This window comes from Mycobacterium sp. E3298, from assembly GCF_001666895.1.
Classification (GTDB): Bacteria; Actinomycetota; Actinomycetes; order Mycobacteriales; family Mycobacteriaceae; genus Mycobacterium.
In genome coordinates, this window is sequence record NZ_LZJB01000263.1 from 18,422 (window position 1) to 33,526 (window position 15,105).

At 67.9% G+C, this 15,105-nt stretch carries 16 protein-coding genes and 1 pseudogene; 6 read left to right on the forward strand and 11 right to left on the reverse strand.

Annotation, left to right across the window (positions count from 1 at the left end):
* Nucleotides 1-89 precede the first annotated feature (89 nt).
* From A9X05_RS12435 to A9X05_RS12445, 3 genes are read left to right on the forward strand one after another with little or no spacing between them, the layout of a single operon-like run.
* Nucleotides 90-1,058 (forward strand): alpha/beta fold hydrolase, encoded by a 969-nt coding sequence (locus A9X05_RS12435; RefSeq protein WP_156670207.1) that lies wholly within the window; start codon nucleotides 90-92, stop codon nucleotides 1,056-1,058.
* The gene (locus tag A9X05_RS12440; RefSeq protein ID WP_067758737.1) at nucleotides 1,055-2,242 is read left to right on the forward strand and encodes an LLM class flavin-dependent oxidoreductase; all 1,188 of its coding nucleotides are present in this window, start codon (nucleotides 1,055-1,057) and stop codon (nucleotides 2,240-2,242) included. The genes A9X05_RS12435 and A9X05_RS12440 overlap by 4 nt, the downstream gene beginning before the upstream one ends.
* Nucleotides 2,242-3,255, forward strand: coding sequence for a zinc-binding dehydrogenase (locus A9X05_RS12445; protein WP_067758740.1), 1,014 nt, complete (start codon nucleotides 2,242-2,244; stop codon nucleotides 3,253-3,255). The genes A9X05_RS12440 and A9X05_RS12445 overlap by 1 nt, the downstream gene beginning before the upstream one ends.
* A gap of 26 nt (nucleotides 3,256-3,281) precedes the next feature.
* On the opposite strand, the gene A9X05_RS12450 is transcribed toward A9X05_RS12445, so the two are convergent.
* The 5 genes and pseudogenes from A9X05_RS12450 to A9X05_RS29650 form a co-directional block, all read right to left on the reverse strand.
* On the reverse strand, nucleotides 3,282-3,566 hold the full coding sequence (locus A9X05_RS12450) for a WXG100 family type VII secretion target (protein ID WP_067758743.1): 285 nt from the start codon (nucleotides 3,564-3,566) through the stop codon (nucleotides 3,282-3,284).
* A gap of 28 nt (nucleotides 3,567-3,594) precedes the next feature.
* On the reverse strand, nucleotides 3,595-3,891 hold the full coding sequence (locus A9X05_RS12455; protein WP_067781673.1) for a WXG100 family type VII secretion target: 297 nt from the start codon (nucleotides 3,889-3,891) through the stop codon (nucleotides 3,595-3,597).
* A 77-nt stretch (nucleotides 3,892-3,968) separates the two neighbouring features.
* Complete coding sequence (locus tag A9X05_RS12460; protein ID WP_067781675.1) at nucleotides 3,969-5,084, reverse strand: PPE family protein; 1,116 nt, start codon at nucleotides 5,082-5,084, stop codon at nucleotides 3,969-3,971.
* Between the two features lie 30 nt (nucleotides 5,085-5,114).
* Nucleotides 5,115-5,447 (reverse strand): hypothetical protein, encoded by a 333-nt coding sequence (locus A9X05_RS31645; protein WP_067781678.1) that lies wholly within the window; start codon nucleotides 5,445-5,447, stop codon nucleotides 5,115-5,117.
* A gap of 292 nt (nucleotides 5,448-5,739) precedes the next feature.
* Nucleotides 5,740-6,024 (reverse strand): annotated as a pseudogene (locus tag A9X05_RS29650) (PE family protein); the annotation flags it as partial.
* A 173-nt stretch (nucleotides 6,025-6,197) separates the two neighbouring features.
* On the opposite strand from A9X05_RS29650, the gene A9X05_RS12475 reads away from it, so the two are divergent.
* Together A9X05_RS12475 and A9X05_RS12480 are read left to right on the forward strand one after the other, a co-directional pair.
* Entirely contained in the window at nucleotides 6,198-6,548 is a 351-nt protein-coding gene (locus A9X05_RS12475) for a hypothetical protein (RefSeq protein ID WP_067781684.1), read from the forward strand.
* Between the two features lie 186 nt (nucleotides 6,549-6,734).
* Nucleotides 6,735-8,258, forward strand: coding sequence for an adenylate/guanylate cyclase domain-containing protein (locus tag A9X05_RS12480; RefSeq protein WP_067781687.1), 1,524 nt, complete (start codon nucleotides 6,735-6,737; stop codon nucleotides 8,256-8,258).
* Between the two features lie 146 nt (nucleotides 8,259-8,404).
* Here the strand turns inward: A9X05_RS12480 and A9X05_RS12485 are convergent, their stop codons facing one another.
* On the reverse strand, nucleotides 8,405-9,640 hold the full coding sequence (locus tag A9X05_RS12485; RefSeq protein ID WP_067781690.1) for a PPE family protein: 1,236 nt from the start codon (nucleotides 9,638-9,640) through the stop codon (nucleotides 8,405-8,407).
* Nucleotides 9,641-9,651: 11 nt separating this feature from the next.
* Nucleotides 9,652-9,951 carry a PE family protein gene (locus tag A9X05_RS12490; RefSeq protein ID WP_067758760.1) on the reverse strand — a complete coding sequence of 100 codons (300 nt, stop codon included), beginning with the start codon at nucleotides 9,949-9,951 and terminating at the stop codon, nucleotides 9,652-9,654.
* A 462-nt stretch (nucleotides 9,952-10,413) separates the two neighbouring features.
* On the opposite strand from A9X05_RS12490, the gene A9X05_RS12495 reads away from it, so the two are divergent.
* Entirely contained in the window at nucleotides 10,414-11,160 is a 747-nt protein-coding gene (locus tag A9X05_RS12495) for an SIMPL domain-containing protein (RefSeq protein WP_067758763.1), read from the forward strand.
* A 122-nt stretch (nucleotides 11,161-11,282) separates the two neighbouring features.
* On the opposite strand, the gene hpt is transcribed toward A9X05_RS12495, so the two are convergent.
* From hpt to dacB, 4 genes are all read right to left on the reverse strand, one after another.
* On the reverse strand, nucleotides 11,283-11,894 hold the full coding sequence (gene hpt, locus A9X05_RS12500) for a hypoxanthine phosphoribosyltransferase (RefSeq protein ID WP_067758765.1): 612 nt from the start codon (nucleotides 11,892-11,894) through the stop codon (nucleotides 11,283-11,285).
* Nucleotides 11,895-11,944: 50 nt separating this feature from the next.
* Complete coding sequence (tilS, locus tag A9X05_RS12505; RefSeq protein ID WP_067781692.1) at nucleotides 11,945-12,907, reverse strand: tRNA lysidine(34) synthetase TilS; 963 nt, start codon at nucleotides 12,905-12,907, stop codon at nucleotides 11,945-11,947.
* Nucleotides 12,886-13,929 carry a zinc-dependent metalloprotease gene (locus A9X05_RS12510; protein ID WP_067758822.1) on the reverse strand — a complete coding sequence of 348 codons (1,044 nt, stop codon included), beginning with the start codon at nucleotides 13,927-13,929 and terminating at the stop codon, nucleotides 12,886-12,888. Before A9X05_RS12510 ends, tilS begins: the two co-directional genes overlap by 22 nt.
* Nucleotides 13,926-15,105, reverse strand: a 1,180-nt coding sequence (dacB, locus tag A9X05_RS12515) for a D-alanyl-D-alanine carboxypeptidase/D-alanyl-D-alanine-endopeptidase (RefSeq protein WP_156736671.1), incomplete at its 5' end; no start/stop codon positions are given. The genes A9X05_RS12510 and dacB, both read right to left, overlap by 4 nt.

The following is a 15,105-nucleotide window of genomic DNA, read 5'->3' on the forward strand; positions in this document are numbered from 1 at the left end:
ATCTACCAGGCGACCAAAGTGATTGGAACGGTATTCGCAATCAGCGCGAATACTTCTCAGCCCCGGAGGGGGTGTGCTTTGGTGACATGGTGCTCAAATCAACCGAACGGTTAGTAGAGACCAACGGTGTACGGCTGCGGGTGGTCGAGGCGGGAGAGCGCGGCGCGCCCGTGGTGATCTTGGCTCATGGCTTTCCCGAATTGGCCTATTCGTGGCGCCACCAGATACCGGTTCTGGCCGAGGCCGGCTATCACGTTCTGGCGCCCGATCAGCGTGGCTACGGCGGCTCCTCTTGCCCCGAGGCGATCGAGGCCTACGACATCCACCACCTGACGGCCGACCTGGTCGGCCTGCTCGACGACGTCGGCGCCGAGCGTGCCGTCTGGGTCGGACACGACTGGGGCGCCGCCGTCGTGTGGAATGCGCCGCTGCTGCACCCGGATCGGGTTGCGGCCGTCGCCGGGCTCAGCGTCCCGGCCGTTCCCCGCTCGCATGTGGCGCCGACGAGGGCGTGGCGCAAGATGCTCGGCGACAAATTCTTTTACATCCTGTACTTCCAGGAGCCGGGCGTCGCCGACGCGGAACTCAACGGTGACCCCGCGCGCACGCTACGCAGGATGCTGGGCGGCCTGCGGACATCGGGTGACCCGCTCGCCGCGGCGCGCATGGTGGCGCCCGGTGACGAGGGGTTCATCGATCGCCTTCCCGAACCCGACCGGCTGCCGGACTGGCTCAGCCAGGACGAGCTCGACCACTACATCAGCGAGTTCTCCCGCACCGGATTCACCGGTGGCCTGAACTGGTATCGCAACTTCGACCGCAACTGGGAGACCACCCCAGAGCTAGCCGACGCCAAAATTACTGTCCCTGCACTCTTTATCGGCGGCACCGCCGACCCGGTGCTGACGTTCACCCGCGCCGACCGCGCATCGCAATTGATCACCGGCTCCTACCAACAGGTGATGCTCGAAGACGCGGGGCACTGGCTGCAGCAGGAACGGCCGGAAGAGGTCAACGCGGCCCTATTGGATTTCCTCAACGGATTGGAGCTGCGATGAGTGCCCCCCTGCGGTTCGGTGTCTTCATCACACCGTTTCACCCGATCGGCCAATCGCCAACGGTGGCTCTGGAATACGACATGGAGCGAGTCGTCGCGCTGGATCGGCTCGGCTTTGACGAGGCATGGTTCGGCGAACACCACTCCGGCGGCTACGAACTGATCGCCTGCCCGGAGGTGTTCATCGCGGCCGCTGCGGAGCGGACGAAGCACATCCGGCTGGGCACCGGAGTGGTCTCGCTGCCCTACCACCACCCGCTCATGGTGGCCGATCGATGGGTGCTGCTCGACCACCTCACCCGCGGCCGGGTGATGTTCGGCACCGGCCCCGGCGCGCTGCCGTCGGACGCCTACATGATGGGCATCGACCCGGTCGATCAACGGCACATGATGCAGGAGTCGCTCGAGGCGATCCTCGCGTTGTTCCGGGCCGGCCCCTCGGAGCGGATCGACCGCCACACCGACTGGTTCACATTGCGCGAGGCGCAACTGCACATCCGGCCTTACACCTGGCCCTACCCCGAGATATCGACCGCGGCAATGATTTCGCCGTCCGGACCGCGGCTGGCGGGTGCGTTGGGCACGTCGTTGCTGTCGCTGTCGATGTCGGTGCCGGGCGGCTTCGCCGCCCTGGAAACCACCTGGGACGTGGTGCGCGAACAGGCCGCCAAAGTCGGCCGGGACGAGCCGGACCGGGCCGACTGGCGTGTTCTGAGCATCATGCACATCGCGGACAGCCGGGAAAAGGCGATCGACGACTGCACCTACGGCCTGCAGGATTTCGCCAACTACTTCGGCGCGGCCGGGTTCGTACCGTTGGCCAACTCCGTCGAAGGCGCCCAGTCACCCCACGAGTTCGTCGAGGACTACGCCGCCAAGGGCAATTGCTGTATCGGCACGCCCGACGATGCCATCGCCCACATCGAGGACCTGCTCGAGCGCTCCGGTGGCTTCGGCACGTTGCTGATGCTGGGGCACGACTGGGCCTCCCCCGAGGCGACGTATCACTGCTATGACCTGATGGCGCGCAAGGTGATTCCTCATTTCAAAGGGCAGCTCGAAGCGGCGCGGTCATCGCACGACTGGGCCAAGGGCAATCGCGATCAGCTGATCGGCCGAGCCGGTGAGGCAGTGGTGAAGGCCATCTCCGAGCACGTCGACGAACAGAAGGGCGTGAAAAGCTGATGCGCGCTGCGGTATTGCGAAACGGCCGAATGGTCTACCGGGACGATGTGCCGGATCCCGTGCCGGAGGCAGGGCAGGTGCTCGTCGGCGTGCGGGCATGCGGGATCTGCGGCTCCGACCTGCATTTCGCCGCGCACGGCGCGCAGGTGCTCGAGATGACCGATCGGGTGGCCGGCGGCCGGAGCGGCATGCACGTCGACCTCGACCACGACATCTTCATGGGACACGAGTTCAGCGCCGAGGTGCTCGAGGCAGGCCCCGATACCGAAACCCTCCCGCCCGGAACGCTGGTAACCTCGCTCCCGGTGTTGCTGTCGGCCAAGGGTGCCGAGCCAATCGTCTACAGCAACAGCACAATCGGCGGCTATGCCGAACGCATGCTGCTGTCCGCGCCGCTGCTGCTGGCCGTCCCCAACGGCTTGGACTTCAGGCAGGCGGCCCTGACCGAACCCTTGGCGGTGGGCTTGCACGCCGTCAACAAGTCCAACATCTCCTCCGGAGAGACGGCCCTGGTCATCGGCTGCGGTCCGATCGGCATAGCGATCATCGCGGCTCTGCGTGCCCGCGGGGTGGAAAACATTGTGGCATCAGATTTTTCGCCGAAGAGGCAGGAGCTGGCCACCGCCATGGGCGCCCATCAAACGCTGGACGCTTCGCAGGGTTCGCCGTTCGACGTCGCCAAACCAGCCGTGGTGTTCGAAGCGGTCGGCGTGCCCGGGATCATCGACGACGTGCTGCTCCGGGCCCGGCCCGGCACCCGCCTGGTGGTCGCGGGCGTTTGCATGCAGCCCGACACCTTGCATCCGTTCTTCGCGATCGCCAAAGAGATCAACGTCCAGTTCGTGCTCGCTTACACCCCGGAGGAATTCACCGACTCGCTGCGTGCACTGGCCGAGGGCGACATCGACGCCAGCCCGCTGATCACCGGGGAGGTCGGGCTGGACGGGGTCGGCGCGGCCTTCGACGACCTCGCCGACCCCGAGCGCCACTGCAAGGTTCTCGTCACCCCTTAGGCCCCTGGTGTCGACCCGCCGCGCCCCTAGGCCCAACTGGACCCGACAGCGCTGTCGGTGCCCGCCATGTTGCTGCCGGCGGTTTGCACGTTCTGCCCGTGCGCGTTGGCCTGCTCGTAGATCACCTGGAAGTTGCGGCCCAGCTGAATGATGAACTCCTGGCACGCCGCGGACCCCGCGCCGCCCCAAAAGTCGCCGGAAGCAAGAACATCGCGAACGATGGCCTGGTGCTCGGCCTCCAGTGACGCGGCCTGCGCGCGGATGGTGGCGCCGTGGGCGTCGACATCGCCGAATTGATAGTTGATTGTCATCGTTACTCGTCTCCTGTTTGTCGGTGGGCTAGGTGCCCAGGATCTGCTGCGAGGCCTGCTCTTGCTGCTCGTAGTTGTTCGCGTCGCGGATGAGCCCGTCGCGCACACCGTGAAGCATGTTGACGATGTTGCGGAAGGCCTGGTTGACCTGACGCATGGTGTCGTACGAGGTCGCCTGCGCCTGGCCGCTCCAGCCCGAGCCGGCGATGTTCATCGACGACGCCCACATCTTGCGGGCCTCGTCCTCAACGGTCTGGGCGTGCACCTCGAAGCGGCCCGCCATCGCACGCATCTCGTGCGGATCCGTCATGAATCGTGCTGTCATTACATTTCTCCTTCGAAAGTATTTGTCAATTCTGAAGTTTGGTCGCTAAATCCTCGAAGTTCCCTCTCTCCCTTCCGTCATCCGACCAGCTGGGGCAGTACAGTGGCGCGAGTCGGTGCCGCAGCGCCGAATCCGCGCATCTCCATGCCGCCAACCTGACCCGCCGGGATACCGCGCGGAGCCAGCATCGGTGCGCCGGCACTGCCCAACGGGGTGGCGGTCGGGCCGGCGACCTCGGGAGTCGCGGCTTGCCAACTCGGCGGCACCGACAAACCTCCAACAGGAGCCGCCTGGCCCATGGCCGCGGATGGCATCAACCGCGCGGGCGCCAGCATCTGCGGCGCGCGCATGGACGGCGCGGCCGGCACCAGGTGCTGCATTCCGGGCATCCCGACCCGCGAGACAACACCGGGTCCGAGCATGGCCGTCGCAAGGCCTGCGTTCGACGCCGTCGTCGCGCCCAATCCCGATGCGGCCGTACCGGCGCCCTGTCCTCCGAATGGCGTGCCGAGCAAGCCGGTGAAACTGCTGACGGCCGAAGGGAAGCTGCTCACCAATGACGACGCGGACGAATTGAGCGTGGACGGCAGGCCCATCGCCAGTCCCTGGGTGGCGCCCTGCATGCTGGCCTCACCCGCCGCCACGGCGCTGGCCGCCGCCCCTCCGGGGTTGGTGGTCGGCGGGGCGACCGCCATCGGTGCCAGCATCGCCGCCGCGGCCGACGAGCCGGCGTAGGCGTACATGGCCGCGGCGTCTTGGGCCCACATCTCGGCGTACTGCGCCTCGGTGGCCGCGATCGCCGCGGCGTTTATCCCCAGGAAGTTGGTCGCGACCAACATCATCAGCAGCGAGCGGTTAGCGGCGATCAACGGTGGCGGCACGGTAGCCGCGAACGCCGTCTCGTGCGCGGTCGCGGCGGCCGTCGCCTGCATGCCGGCCTGCTCGGCCTGCGCGGCGGTCGCGTGCATCCAAGCCACGTAGGGCGCCGCCGCGGCCGCCATGGCCGCCGACGACGGGCCCTGCCAGCCGGCGTCGGTCAGGTTCAGGATCACCGACCCGTAGCTCGTCGCGGCCATCCGCAGCTCCGCGGCCAACCCCTCCCATGCCATCGCCGCCGCCAGCATCGAACCTGGTCCCGGGCCCGCGTACATCAGGCCCGAGTTGATCTCCGGGGGCATCGCACCGAAATCCATTACTGCTTTCCTCTCTTACGGTCGTTTTCGCTATGCCAGCGCCGGCAAGGGCTTTGGGCCGGCGGCGGCTTTGATTGCGGCGTGCGCGTGCACGACGTGTTCGCCGGGCGTGCCGCCGGGCAGCTGCATGGGCAGCACCTTCTCGGCGGGTATGGCGGCAGCAAGGGACACCCGGTGGACCGGTGCCGTCGGCGCCAGCTCGGCGGGTGAGACGTGCTGGGGCGCCATATCCGCGCGGGTGACATGCTGGGGCGCCAGCTCGGCGGGTGAGACGTGCTGGGGCGCCACGTCGGCGCGGGCGACATGCTGGGAGGGCGCCGCGTGCGCGGGCGCGACGTGCTCGACATGCTGGGCGGGCGCCATAGTGACCGCGGCTGTACGGAGCCTGGTGGCGGCCGTAATTGGCCGCTCCATAGCCGTTATAGCCGCCGTGCTGCGATGGCATGTGCCCGCCATACCCGCCGCCGCTCCAGCCCGAGGCCGTGGACGCCGGGGGCGCGCCTGCGGTCGCCGGCCGGGCGGGCACCGTGGGGGTCACGCGGTTGGGCACGGCGGGCGCCACGCGACTGGGCATGGCAGGCGACGTGTGAGCGGGTCCGCCCGGAGCCAGATGGACGGGCATGGCGGGTGCGACGCGGCCGCCCGCGGCTTGTGTCGCATTGGCGGCTTCGGTTCCGGCATACGAATCGGCGCTGATTCCCAGGGCGCTGACGAACTGCTCGTGGATCATGCTGGCCTCGGCGTTGATCGCCTGATACTGCTGGCCGTAAGCGGCGAAGGTGGCCGCGGTCATCGCCGAGACTTCGTCGGCGGCCGCCGGGACCACGCCCGTGATCGCAAACGCGGCCATCGAGTTGGCCGCGGTTAGCTCGGAGCCGATTGCCTGCAGCTGGCCCGCCGCGGCTAACAGCAGCTGGGGCTGCGTGGTCAGGAACGACATCTGGTCTTCTCCTCTGCAATGCCGGAATCCGGCTCGTGTTGTCGTGCTTGCGGACACTATGTCATAAATTCGGAATTGTTGTCTAGCTCTCTGCCATGCTTTCATTTTTTCAGTCACGAACTCGCAGGTGGAGACACTTTGCCCGGGTTTCGGCACCGGGTTACTCTGGGTGGATGCCACGAACGAATGCCGCAGGTTGGGGGCTGAAGCGCCTGCTTGAAGCGACGCTGAACCGCGACATCACCATCGAGCAGTTGCGCGACGCCTGTGGCGTCACGAAAGGGCGCTGGTACGGGGCCGGCGGGCGCGCCAACGCGGACGACTTTCCCGATGCCGAAGAGGCCAGGCGCGCCGCGCACGCGTTCGGGCTCAGCGCTACCTGGCTACAGATAGAACTGGGCCTGATCACGCCCGAGGATGTGCACGCGGTCCTGGGCGACGGTCAGTCGCCGGATCCGTTCCGTGTGACGACCCGACAGCGCGTGCTGATGCCGAACCCGACGGCGGAGTCCTCGCGCGACTGAGCTCGCCGCAGTCATCTGTTTTTCGGCCCCTCTGGCCGCCACGACACCGCTCACGACCGCCGTCATGGAAAATGCGGCGGCCAATCTCGTCGTTGCGCACCCCGACGGTTTGGTCTGCGACTCGGCCCGTAACGTCGCGAACCCGAAACCGGATGCCGTGCTCGCTTGCCGGCTTACTCTGCCGGCATGGATCGCATCTGGCAGTGGGCGTGGGACCGGTTCGGGGCGAGGTATTGGTGGGCGCTTTTGATAGCGGTTTTCATCTCGACTCTGCCGGTCTTCCTGCTTTGGTCGTGGATCGTCGTCGCATTCGAGAAGTCCAGTCACTACGTGGAAGCATCTGTCGTCGCAACCGTCGTAACGCTGGTGATGAGCTTCGTAAGTCTTGTTCCCGGCATTGGACGGTTGCGACTGGCGCAACAGTGGGCGGCCGGCCGTGAGGTTGATCGGGCGAAGGCCCTGGCCGGTACCTATGACTGGGTTCGAATGGCCGATATCCGAGCGTTTTGGTTGATAGCGACGTCGGTCGTGGTGCTCTTGACGGTTGTCGGTTTGATTGCCGGAGCTAGCGGGACGCGGCTGATTCAGTACGGGATCGTCGGTGCCGCCGCAGGATTGGCTACCGCGCTGATCGGTGTGCACAATTTCGGGGAGGGAGCGGCGCGACCAGTCAGGGCAGCCCTTGCCGAAAATACCGGCATCGGCGACGACTTCCCGCGCGCTCGTCCGACCTTCGCCACCTGGCTGGGCCTCTCGATAGCGGGCTCCATTTTCACCTTCTCCGCAATGGCCGCGATGGTGGCGGTAGCGCTGGATCGGGGCAGAGGAGTCCCGGTGCTCTCCCTTGTGACCGCCGGCGCCTTGACACTTGTCGTCGGGGTACCGATCACCGTCGTTGCGATGCTCTCGCCGTCATTTCGGCCCATTCGCGACCTCACCGATGCAACGGTGCGGGTGGGGGCCGGCGACTACGGACAACGCCTGCCGGTGGTCCAGGATGATGACCTCGGCGCGCTGGTGGCGTCGTTCAATCGCATGCAAGCGGGTTTGGCTGAGCGACAACGACTTCAGGCAGCATTCGGCACCTACGTCGACCCCGCCCTGGCGGCCAGACTGCTCGAACAGGGTGACGATGTTTTCACCGGCGAGCGCCGTGAGGTGACGGTGATGTTCGTCGACGTGCGCGACTTCACGCCGTACGCCGAGGCAAACACCGCCGAGGACACCGTTGCCCGCCTGAACGCGCTTTTCGAAATCGTGGTGCCTGCGGTCGTCGACGCCGGTGGGCATGTCAACAAATTCCTCGGCGACGGCGCTATGGCGGTGTTCGGAGCCCCCAACGACCTCACGGATCACGCGGACGCCGCGGTGAGCACCGCGGTGCGAATTCAACGCCGCGTCACAGAACTATTCGAAACGGACCTTCGGATCGGCATCGGCATCAACACCGGTACGGTGATCGCCGGAACCATCGGCGCCGCGGGAAAGCTGGAGTTCACCCTCATCGGCGACACGGTCAACGTCGCAGCGCGCGTCGAGCAGCTCACCAAGACCACCGGCGACGCAATCCTTCTCACCGGCCAGACCGTTGCCTCCCTGGCCACTCGACCGGCAACGCTCGCCGACCGCGGATTTCACGCGCTGAAAGGAAAATCCGCTGCACTGCACATCTATTGCCTCGACCCGCGGCGGGAGGCGATCTCAGGCTGACGCTCCGGAGGGGTGACCCATTTGGCGGAATCTTATCTTTCACATTCGCGGCCGCCATTCGATCGAAACCACTCGACGAACCGCCGCAGGGCGAAATGTTCGCCAGCTCTGCATATTTCAGCTGACACGCTTCTACGCTTCAATTCTCAGCCGCCCGCGGGGGGTTGAGCGATGACCGTCGGCCTGAAGCCGTATCGGGGCGCGACAAACTGGCCCGCGGCATTGCGGCCCGTCCCACCGAACGGCGTCATCGGCACCCCACCGACCGCATTCGTGGCGGGTTCGACCGCCCCAGCCGAATGGAATCCGTTGACCGCCAGGGTGACCGGCGAAGCGGCCGGGGCCGCGCTCGCCCAACCGGCCGGCACGGACAAACCACCGATTGACGCAGCCTTACCCACGGCACCGCCTATCGACCCGATCGAGCCCAGGCCTGCGCCGCCCGAAACCGCTGCGGGCAGAGCCGCTTCCGCGGCCTTGGCGGCGCTCTCGGTGGCGGACTTCGCGGCGGGCATCATGCCCTGAGCGATGCTCTGTATGTCCTTGAACGAGGTCGTGAATAGCCGTGTCGGTGAGATCAATCGGATGAACGCGTCGAAGGGCGTGCTGGCATCCAAGGTCTGCGACCCGGTCAGCCCCTCCAACAAATCGCCCAGCGGGCCGCCGATGACGAGCCCATCGCCTTCGGGGTTCAGACTGATTCCGCCCAGGGAAAACGTGGGGTTGGCAGCCGCGGGGTTGTTCGGCAACCCGGCCAGTGACGACAGCGTTTGCGGCACCGCGTCCAGTCTCTGCGTACCGCTGTTCGCGGCCGCTCGGGTCACCGCCGCGGCCTGACCCGCGACCCCGGCCGAATTGGTGGTGGGTGCCGCCGGCTCCAATGGCGGCAAGGTCGCCGCCGCAGCCGACGTGCCGGCGTAGCCGTACATTGCGGCTGCATCCTGAGCCCACATCTCGCCGTATTGGAACTCGGTGGCCGCGATCGCGGCGGTGTTCTGACCGAGGACGTTCGTCGCCAGCAGCTCCATCAAGAGGGCCCGATTCGCCGCGATCACCGGCGGCGGCACCGTTTCGGCGAACGCCGCCTCGTAGGCGCCCGCTGCCGCCATCGCTTGAGCGGCGGCCTCTTCCGCATGCCCGGCCGTGCCGCGGAGCCACGCCACTTGGGACGCGGCGGTCGCCAGCATGGCGGACGCGGCCGGGCCCTGCCACGGCCCGTCGCCTAGACCCGCGATCACCGAGCCATAGGCGGACGCCGCGGCATGCAACTCGGCTGCCAGCCCGTCCCACGCCGCCGCGGCACTCAGCAGCGGCCCCGAGCCGGGTCCCGAATACATCAGCGCGGAGTTGACCTCCGGCGGTAGCTGCGCGAAATCCAACATTGCGCTTCCGCCTAACCGACCGCGGCAGTGTTGACGATCTCCGTGGCGGCATAGGAACCGGCGCTGATACCGAGCGTCGTCGCCAGCTGCTCGCGAACCGCCGCGGCCTCGCCACTGACCGCCTGGAAGAGGCTCGCGTGCCACGAGAACTGCGCCGCGGTCAATATGGAAACCACATCCGCGGCGGCCGGAACCACCCCGGTCGTCGGCGCGGCCATGGCCGAATTGCCCTCCCGCACCGCCGCATTGATGCCATGCAGCTCTCCGGCCGCCGCCTCGATCGTTTCCGGCTGCGCCATCACGAACGGCATATCCCCTCCTCAAATCACCTTGTAATCAATAACTTTCAGCACCAGCTGTCGGGTACCGAATCAGACGCCTGGACACGTTAGGGGAGGCATGCCCAGGAAGGACAGCCTTGGGACTGCCAATTCATGACCGGGTCGGTAACTGTTCACTTAGCTGACCGGAAGTGCTGGAATATTTGGATTCTGCATGAAAGTTATTGCAAACCAATATGTTTAGCGTCATATATGTGCTTATATGTGGTTGCTGGATTAGCAGTCAACGTTTGCCTGCGGGATGCAGAGGACGGCCGAACGCCGCCGTGCGACGGGCGCATGCGGCCTGGGCGTGCCACAATGCCGGCGACATTACCGATTTGGCACCAATACCAATGGTGCACAGCGACATTCGCGCATAAGAACCGCCCGAATCGCCTGGTACCGGGCAACCCGTAGCCTCTGCTTGCGTCAACGGCTAAGGTGCCAGGCATGCCGGTCGCAAGGAATGCCCCGAGATTTGCCCGCAAGTGGATCACCCTGGTCGTCGCCGGGTTAGCTACCGCCACGGTGTCGGCCTGCGATTCCCCACCGTCGGCGCCCGCGCCCGGCGTGAATCCTCGTCAGGTCACCGTCTTGGGGTCGGGGCAGGTCCAGGGCGTTCCGGACACCCTGACCGCAGACGTCGGTATCGAATTCACCGCGCCCGACGTGACCTCGGCGATGAACCAGACCAACGACCGCCAGCAAGCGGTCATCAATGCGCTGGCCGGCGCGGGCGTCGACCGCAAGGACATCAGCACCACCGAGGTCACGCTGCAGCCACAGTTCAGCAATCCGGGGCCCAACGGGACCGCCACCATCACCGGGTACCGCGCCACCAATGCCATCACGGTCAGGATCCACCCGCCCGACTCCGCGTCGCGGATGCTGGCCCTCATCGTCGGCACGGGTGGCGACGCCACCCGAATCAAGTCGGTGAGCTACTCCATCACCGACGATTCGCAGTTGGTCAAGGATGCCCGCGCGCGAGCGTTCAACGACGCCAAGAACCGCGCCGAGCAGTACGCACAGCTGTCCGGACTCCGGCTGGGCCGAGTGCTGTCCATCTCGGAGGCGACCGAACCCACGACGGGTGGACCGCCCGCGCCACCGAGGGCCATGCCCAGCGCGGTCCCGCTGGAACCCGGCCAGCAGACCGTGAGCTTCTCGGTGACCGCGGTGTGGGAGCTGGACTGATCCGATGGCGGCGACCCGCTTCACCCGGCTCCGCCGCGCTCACGATCGCCGCTAGCCCGATGGCGGCGACCCGCTTCACCCGGCTCCGCCGCGCTCACGATCGCCGCTAGCCCGATGGCGGGCTACTGCTGGTAGACCCTCGGATCCAGGGTGCCGATGTACGACAGGTCGCGATAGCGCTCGTCGTAGTCCAGGCCGTAGCCCACGACGAAGTCGTTGGGGATGTCGAAGCCCACATAGGCGATCTCGACGTTGGCGCCCTTCGCGTCGGGCTTGCGCAACAGCGTGCACACGCGCAGCGACCGCGGATGGCGGCTGGTGAGGTTGCGCAGCAGCCAGGACAGGGTCAGGCCCGAGTCGACGACGTCCTCCACGATCAGCACGTCGCGGCCCTGGATGTCGCGGTCCAGGTCCTTGAGGATCCGCACCACACCGGACGACGACGTGGAGGACCCGTAGGAGCTGACGGCCATGAACTCGAACTGGGTGGGCACCGGAATCGCCCGCGCCAAGTCGGTGACGAAGATCACAGCGCCCTTGAGAACGGTGATCAGCAGCAGATCCTGGCCGGTCTCGGCCATGACGTCGCGGTAGTGCCCGCCGATCTCTTCGCCGAGTTCGCCGATTCGCGCCTGGATTTGCTCGGCGGTGAGCAGGACCGACTTGATGTCCCCCGGGTACAGCTCCACGGGCTGCGCGGGGGTGATCGCCGAGGAGATCTGGGCCACGCCCACAGAGTGCCACGCCAACGGCCGAATAACCAACGGCGACCCCGGTATTGCGGTTACCGGACCGGTTCGCGCCACAGGGTCAGGACCCCGTCGCGCCGCCCCGCGATCAACCGCTCGTCACGCAACGCGGACCCGACAGCCACCCCGCCCTGCCCGCGCCAGGCGGTGACGAGGGCGTCGACACCGCGGATCTGCTTGTCCGTCAAGCCGGTTGCGCCTCCCGCCAGAAGCCAGCCGCGGATCACCCGGCGCCGCACCGCGGCGGGAAGCGCGGCCAGGGCCTGCGCCTGCAGCCCAGCCTCGGCCTTCACCTCGGGCAGCGCCCGGGCAGCGAGGGAGTCGATCAGCTCGGTGTCCTCGCGCAGCGCCGTCGCCGTGCGGGCCAGCGCCTCGGCCACCCCGCCGCCCAGTACGTCCTCCAGCAGCGGCAGCACCTCGAGGCGCAGCCGGGTCCGCGTGAAGCGGCGGTCGGAGTTGTGCGGATCCTGCCACGGCGTCACACCCAGCTCGAGGCACGCTGCGTGGGTCACGGCGCGCCGAACACCCAACAACGGCCGGCCCCACGGCGGGTCGTACGGCCGCATCCCGGCGATCGACCGCACACCCGACCCGCGACCCAACCCCAGCAGCACGGTCTCCGCCTGGTCATCGAGCGTGTGGCCCAGCAGCACCGGCCCGTCGTGGTACGCGCTCAGCGCGGCATAGCGGGCCGCGCGGGCCGCGGCTTCGGGGCCACCTTCGTTCCCCACACGCACGCGAACCACTTGCGCCGCAACGCATCCCAAACCGACGGCTTGCGCCCGGGCGGTTTCGGCGACGCCGGCCGAGTCCGGCTGCAGGCCGTGATCGACGATCACCGCGGTGGTGGGCCGCAACTGGGCCGCCACCGCGGTCAGCGCGAGCGAATCGGGGCCGCCGGACAGCGCCACACACCACTGCTCGACGGTGGCGACGTGAGCCTTGACGAACGCCTCGACAGCCGCACGCAGCTGCCCTACAGCACCCTGTCGATCCATCGCTGGGGGTCCTCGATCTCGGCGGGCAGGGGCAGCGTCTCGGGTCCGGTCCAAATGGCGTTGAACCGCTCCATACCGACCTTGCCCACCACGTGGTCGACGAACGCCTTGCCGCGGGTGTACTGGCTGAGCTTGGCATCGAGACCCAGCAAAGCGCGGAGCAGGCGCTGCAGCGGCGGTTGCTTGCGGTTGCGGCGTTCGTCGAACCGGCGGCGGATGGTGGTGACCGACGGCACCACCATTGGCCCGACGGCGTCCATCACATGGTCGGCGTGGCCCTCCAACAGCGTGCCGAGAACCAGCAGCCGGTCGAGGGCCTGCCGCTGCGGCTCGGACTGCACGGCGCGCACCAGGCCGACGATTCCCGACGGGCTGTCCGGCGCCCCGTTGCCGCGGTTGCGCACGTAATCCGCGAGCCGGCTCGCTACCTGCCCGACGTCTTCACCAACGTCCCGGGTCAACAGCGCCAGCGCCTGCGACATGTGCTCGGAGAGCCACGGGTTGGCGGTGAACTGCACCCGGTGCGTCACCTCGTGCAGGCAGACCCACAGCCGGAAGTCGGAGGGCTCGACCCGCAGTTGCCGCTCGACGGCGATCACGTTCGGATACACCAACAGCAGGCAGCCCTGCTTCGCGGCCGCGAACGGGTCGTACTGGCCGAGGATCCCGGACGACACGAACGCCAGCACGGCGCCGGTCTGCGCGCCGGTGACGCGGCCGGTGAGGAAGCCCCGCGGCTTCTCGGCGCCGTTCATCATCACCCGCATCGACTCCGCGGCCGCGCCGATCCATTGCGGGCGGTCGACGATGCGGGCGGCAGGCACGGCGCCCTGGGTGACCAACCCGGTGACCTCGCGCACCGGCGGTTCGGCCTTTGCGGCCGAGTTGGTCAGCTCGTCGATCACCTGCCGCCGGGTGTAGTCGCTGGACGGCGGACCCGGCCGGGCCAGCCGCTGGCCGACGGTGGCCGCGAAGCCCCAGTCCACCGCGGTGCCGAGCGTCAGCTCCGAGGGCGGGCTCATGAGCACCCGCAGGACCACAGCTTGGTGGCCAGGGCGTCCATTGCGTTGCGGCCGTTGGGTCCGGCGGCGTTGGAGATGAAGGCGAACGTGAGCACCCGTCCGCTGCGGTCGGTGAGCACGCCGGCCAGGGCGTTGACGGCGGTCAGCGATCCGGTCTTGGCGCGCAACCAGCCGGCCGGCCCCTGATTGGAGCCCGCATCGGTGAAACGGTCGCCAAGCGTTCCGCTCCCCGCGGCGATCGGAAGGAGGTCCAGCAGCGCCCGCAGCGCCGGCTGGTCGGGTCCTGCGGCCGCCTGCAGCACGCCGTCGAGTGTCTTGGCGGTCAACCGGTCGTCGACGGAAAGCCCGCTGGAATCCATCAACGTGATGCCGCCGGTGTCGACGTGCGCGGTGCTCAACCGGTTGGACACGGCATCGGCGGCGCCGGCGAAGCTGCGCGGCCGGTTGATCGCTGCCGCCACCTCGCGGGCGATGCATTCGGCCATCACGTTGTCGGAGTGGTCCATCATCTCCGACAGCCGCTGGACCAACGGCGCCGACTGCACGACGGCCAGCTGCCGCGCGCCGGACGGGGCCGTCGCGACCGTCACCGCCGCGGGGTCCAGGCCAAGGGCCTTGGCCAGCTCCCGCCCGGCGTCCAGCGCCGGGGTGCGGGAGCGCCGGGAGTTGACGGTGGTCGGTTGGATGCGCCCGGCGTCGATCATCACCGACTCGATCGGCGCGATGTCGCCGTTGTCGACGTCGGCCGCGTCCCATCCCTGCGCCATCGTCGGCCCGCTGAACGCCGAGGTGTCCACCTGCACCGTGGTTGGCGTCACGCCGCTGCGGCGGATCTGCTCGACGAGGTCGCTGATCCGGGCCGATCCGCGGTACCAGGTGTCGACGCCGGGCGGCGCGGCCGACAGCGCCGGGTCACCGGCACCGACCAGCACGACGGGCCCCTGGGCGTTCTGGCTGCCGGCCACCACCCGCGTGCTGATCCGGGCCTGATGGTCCAGCGTGAGCAGGGCCGCGGCCGCCGTCAGCACCTTGTTCGTCGACGCCGGCACCAGCGGCATGTCGTTGGCGACCTGCCAGAGCTCTTTTCCGGTCAGGGCGTCGGTGACCCGGGCGCCCAACCTGCCGAGGTTGGGATCGGCGGCCACGGCCCCCAGCACGGCCGCCACCCCGGCGGGG

Excerpts from the sequence above, each read along its gene's own strand:
- A9X05_RS31645 (WP_067781678.1), bottom strand. The coding sequence starts at position 5,447 with ATGGCGCCCGCCCAGCATGTCGAGCACGTCGCGCCCGCGCACGCGGCG.
- A9X05_RS12495 (WP_067758763.1), top strand. The coding sequence starts at position 10,414 with ATGCCGGTCGCAAGGAATGCCCCGAGATTTGCCCGCAAGTGGATCACC.
- A9X05_RS12475 (WP_067781684.1), top strand. The coding sequence starts at position 6,198 with ATGCCACGAACGAATGCCGCAGGTTGGGGGCTGAAGCGCCTGCTTGAA.
- A9X05_RS12485 (WP_067781690.1), bottom strand. The coding sequence starts at position 9,640 with ATGTTGGATTTCGCGCAGCTACCGCCGGAGGTCAACTCCGCGCTGATG.
- A9X05_RS12460 (WP_067781675.1), bottom strand. The coding sequence starts at position 5,084 with ATGGATTTCGGTGCGATGCCCCCGGAGATCAACTCGGGCCTGATGTAC.
- A9X05_RS12490 (WP_067758760.1), bottom strand. The coding sequence starts at position 9,951 with ATGCCGTTCGTGATGGCGCAGCCGGAAACGATCGAGGCGGCGGCCGGA.
- A9X05_RS12480 (WP_067781687.1), top strand. The coding sequence starts at position 6,735 with ATGGATCGCATCTGGCAGTGGGCGTGGGACCGGTTCGGGGCGAGGTAT.
- A9X05_RS12510 (WP_067758822.1), bottom strand. The coding sequence starts at position 13,929 with ATGAGCCCGCCCTCGGAGCTGACGCTCGGCACCGCGGTGGACTGGGGC.
- A9X05_RS12440 (WP_067758737.1), top strand. The coding sequence starts at position 1,055 with ATGAGTGCCCCCCTGCGGTTCGGTGTCTTCATCACACCGTTTCACCCG.
- A9X05_RS12445 (WP_067758740.1), top strand. The coding sequence starts at position 2,242 with ATGCGCGCTGCGGTATTGCGAAACGGCCGAATGGTCTACCGGGACGAT.
- tilS (WP_067781692.1), bottom strand. The coding sequence starts at position 12,907 with ATGGATCGACAGGGTGCTGTAGGGCAGCTGCGTGCGGCTGTCGAGGCG.
- A9X05_RS12450 (WP_067758743.1), bottom strand. The coding sequence starts at position 3,566 with ATGACAATCAACTATCAATTCGGCGATGTCGACGCCCACGGCGCCACC.
- A9X05_RS12455 (WP_067781673.1), bottom strand. The coding sequence starts at position 3,891 with ATGACAGCACGATTCATGACGGATCCGCACGAGATGCGTGCGATGGCG.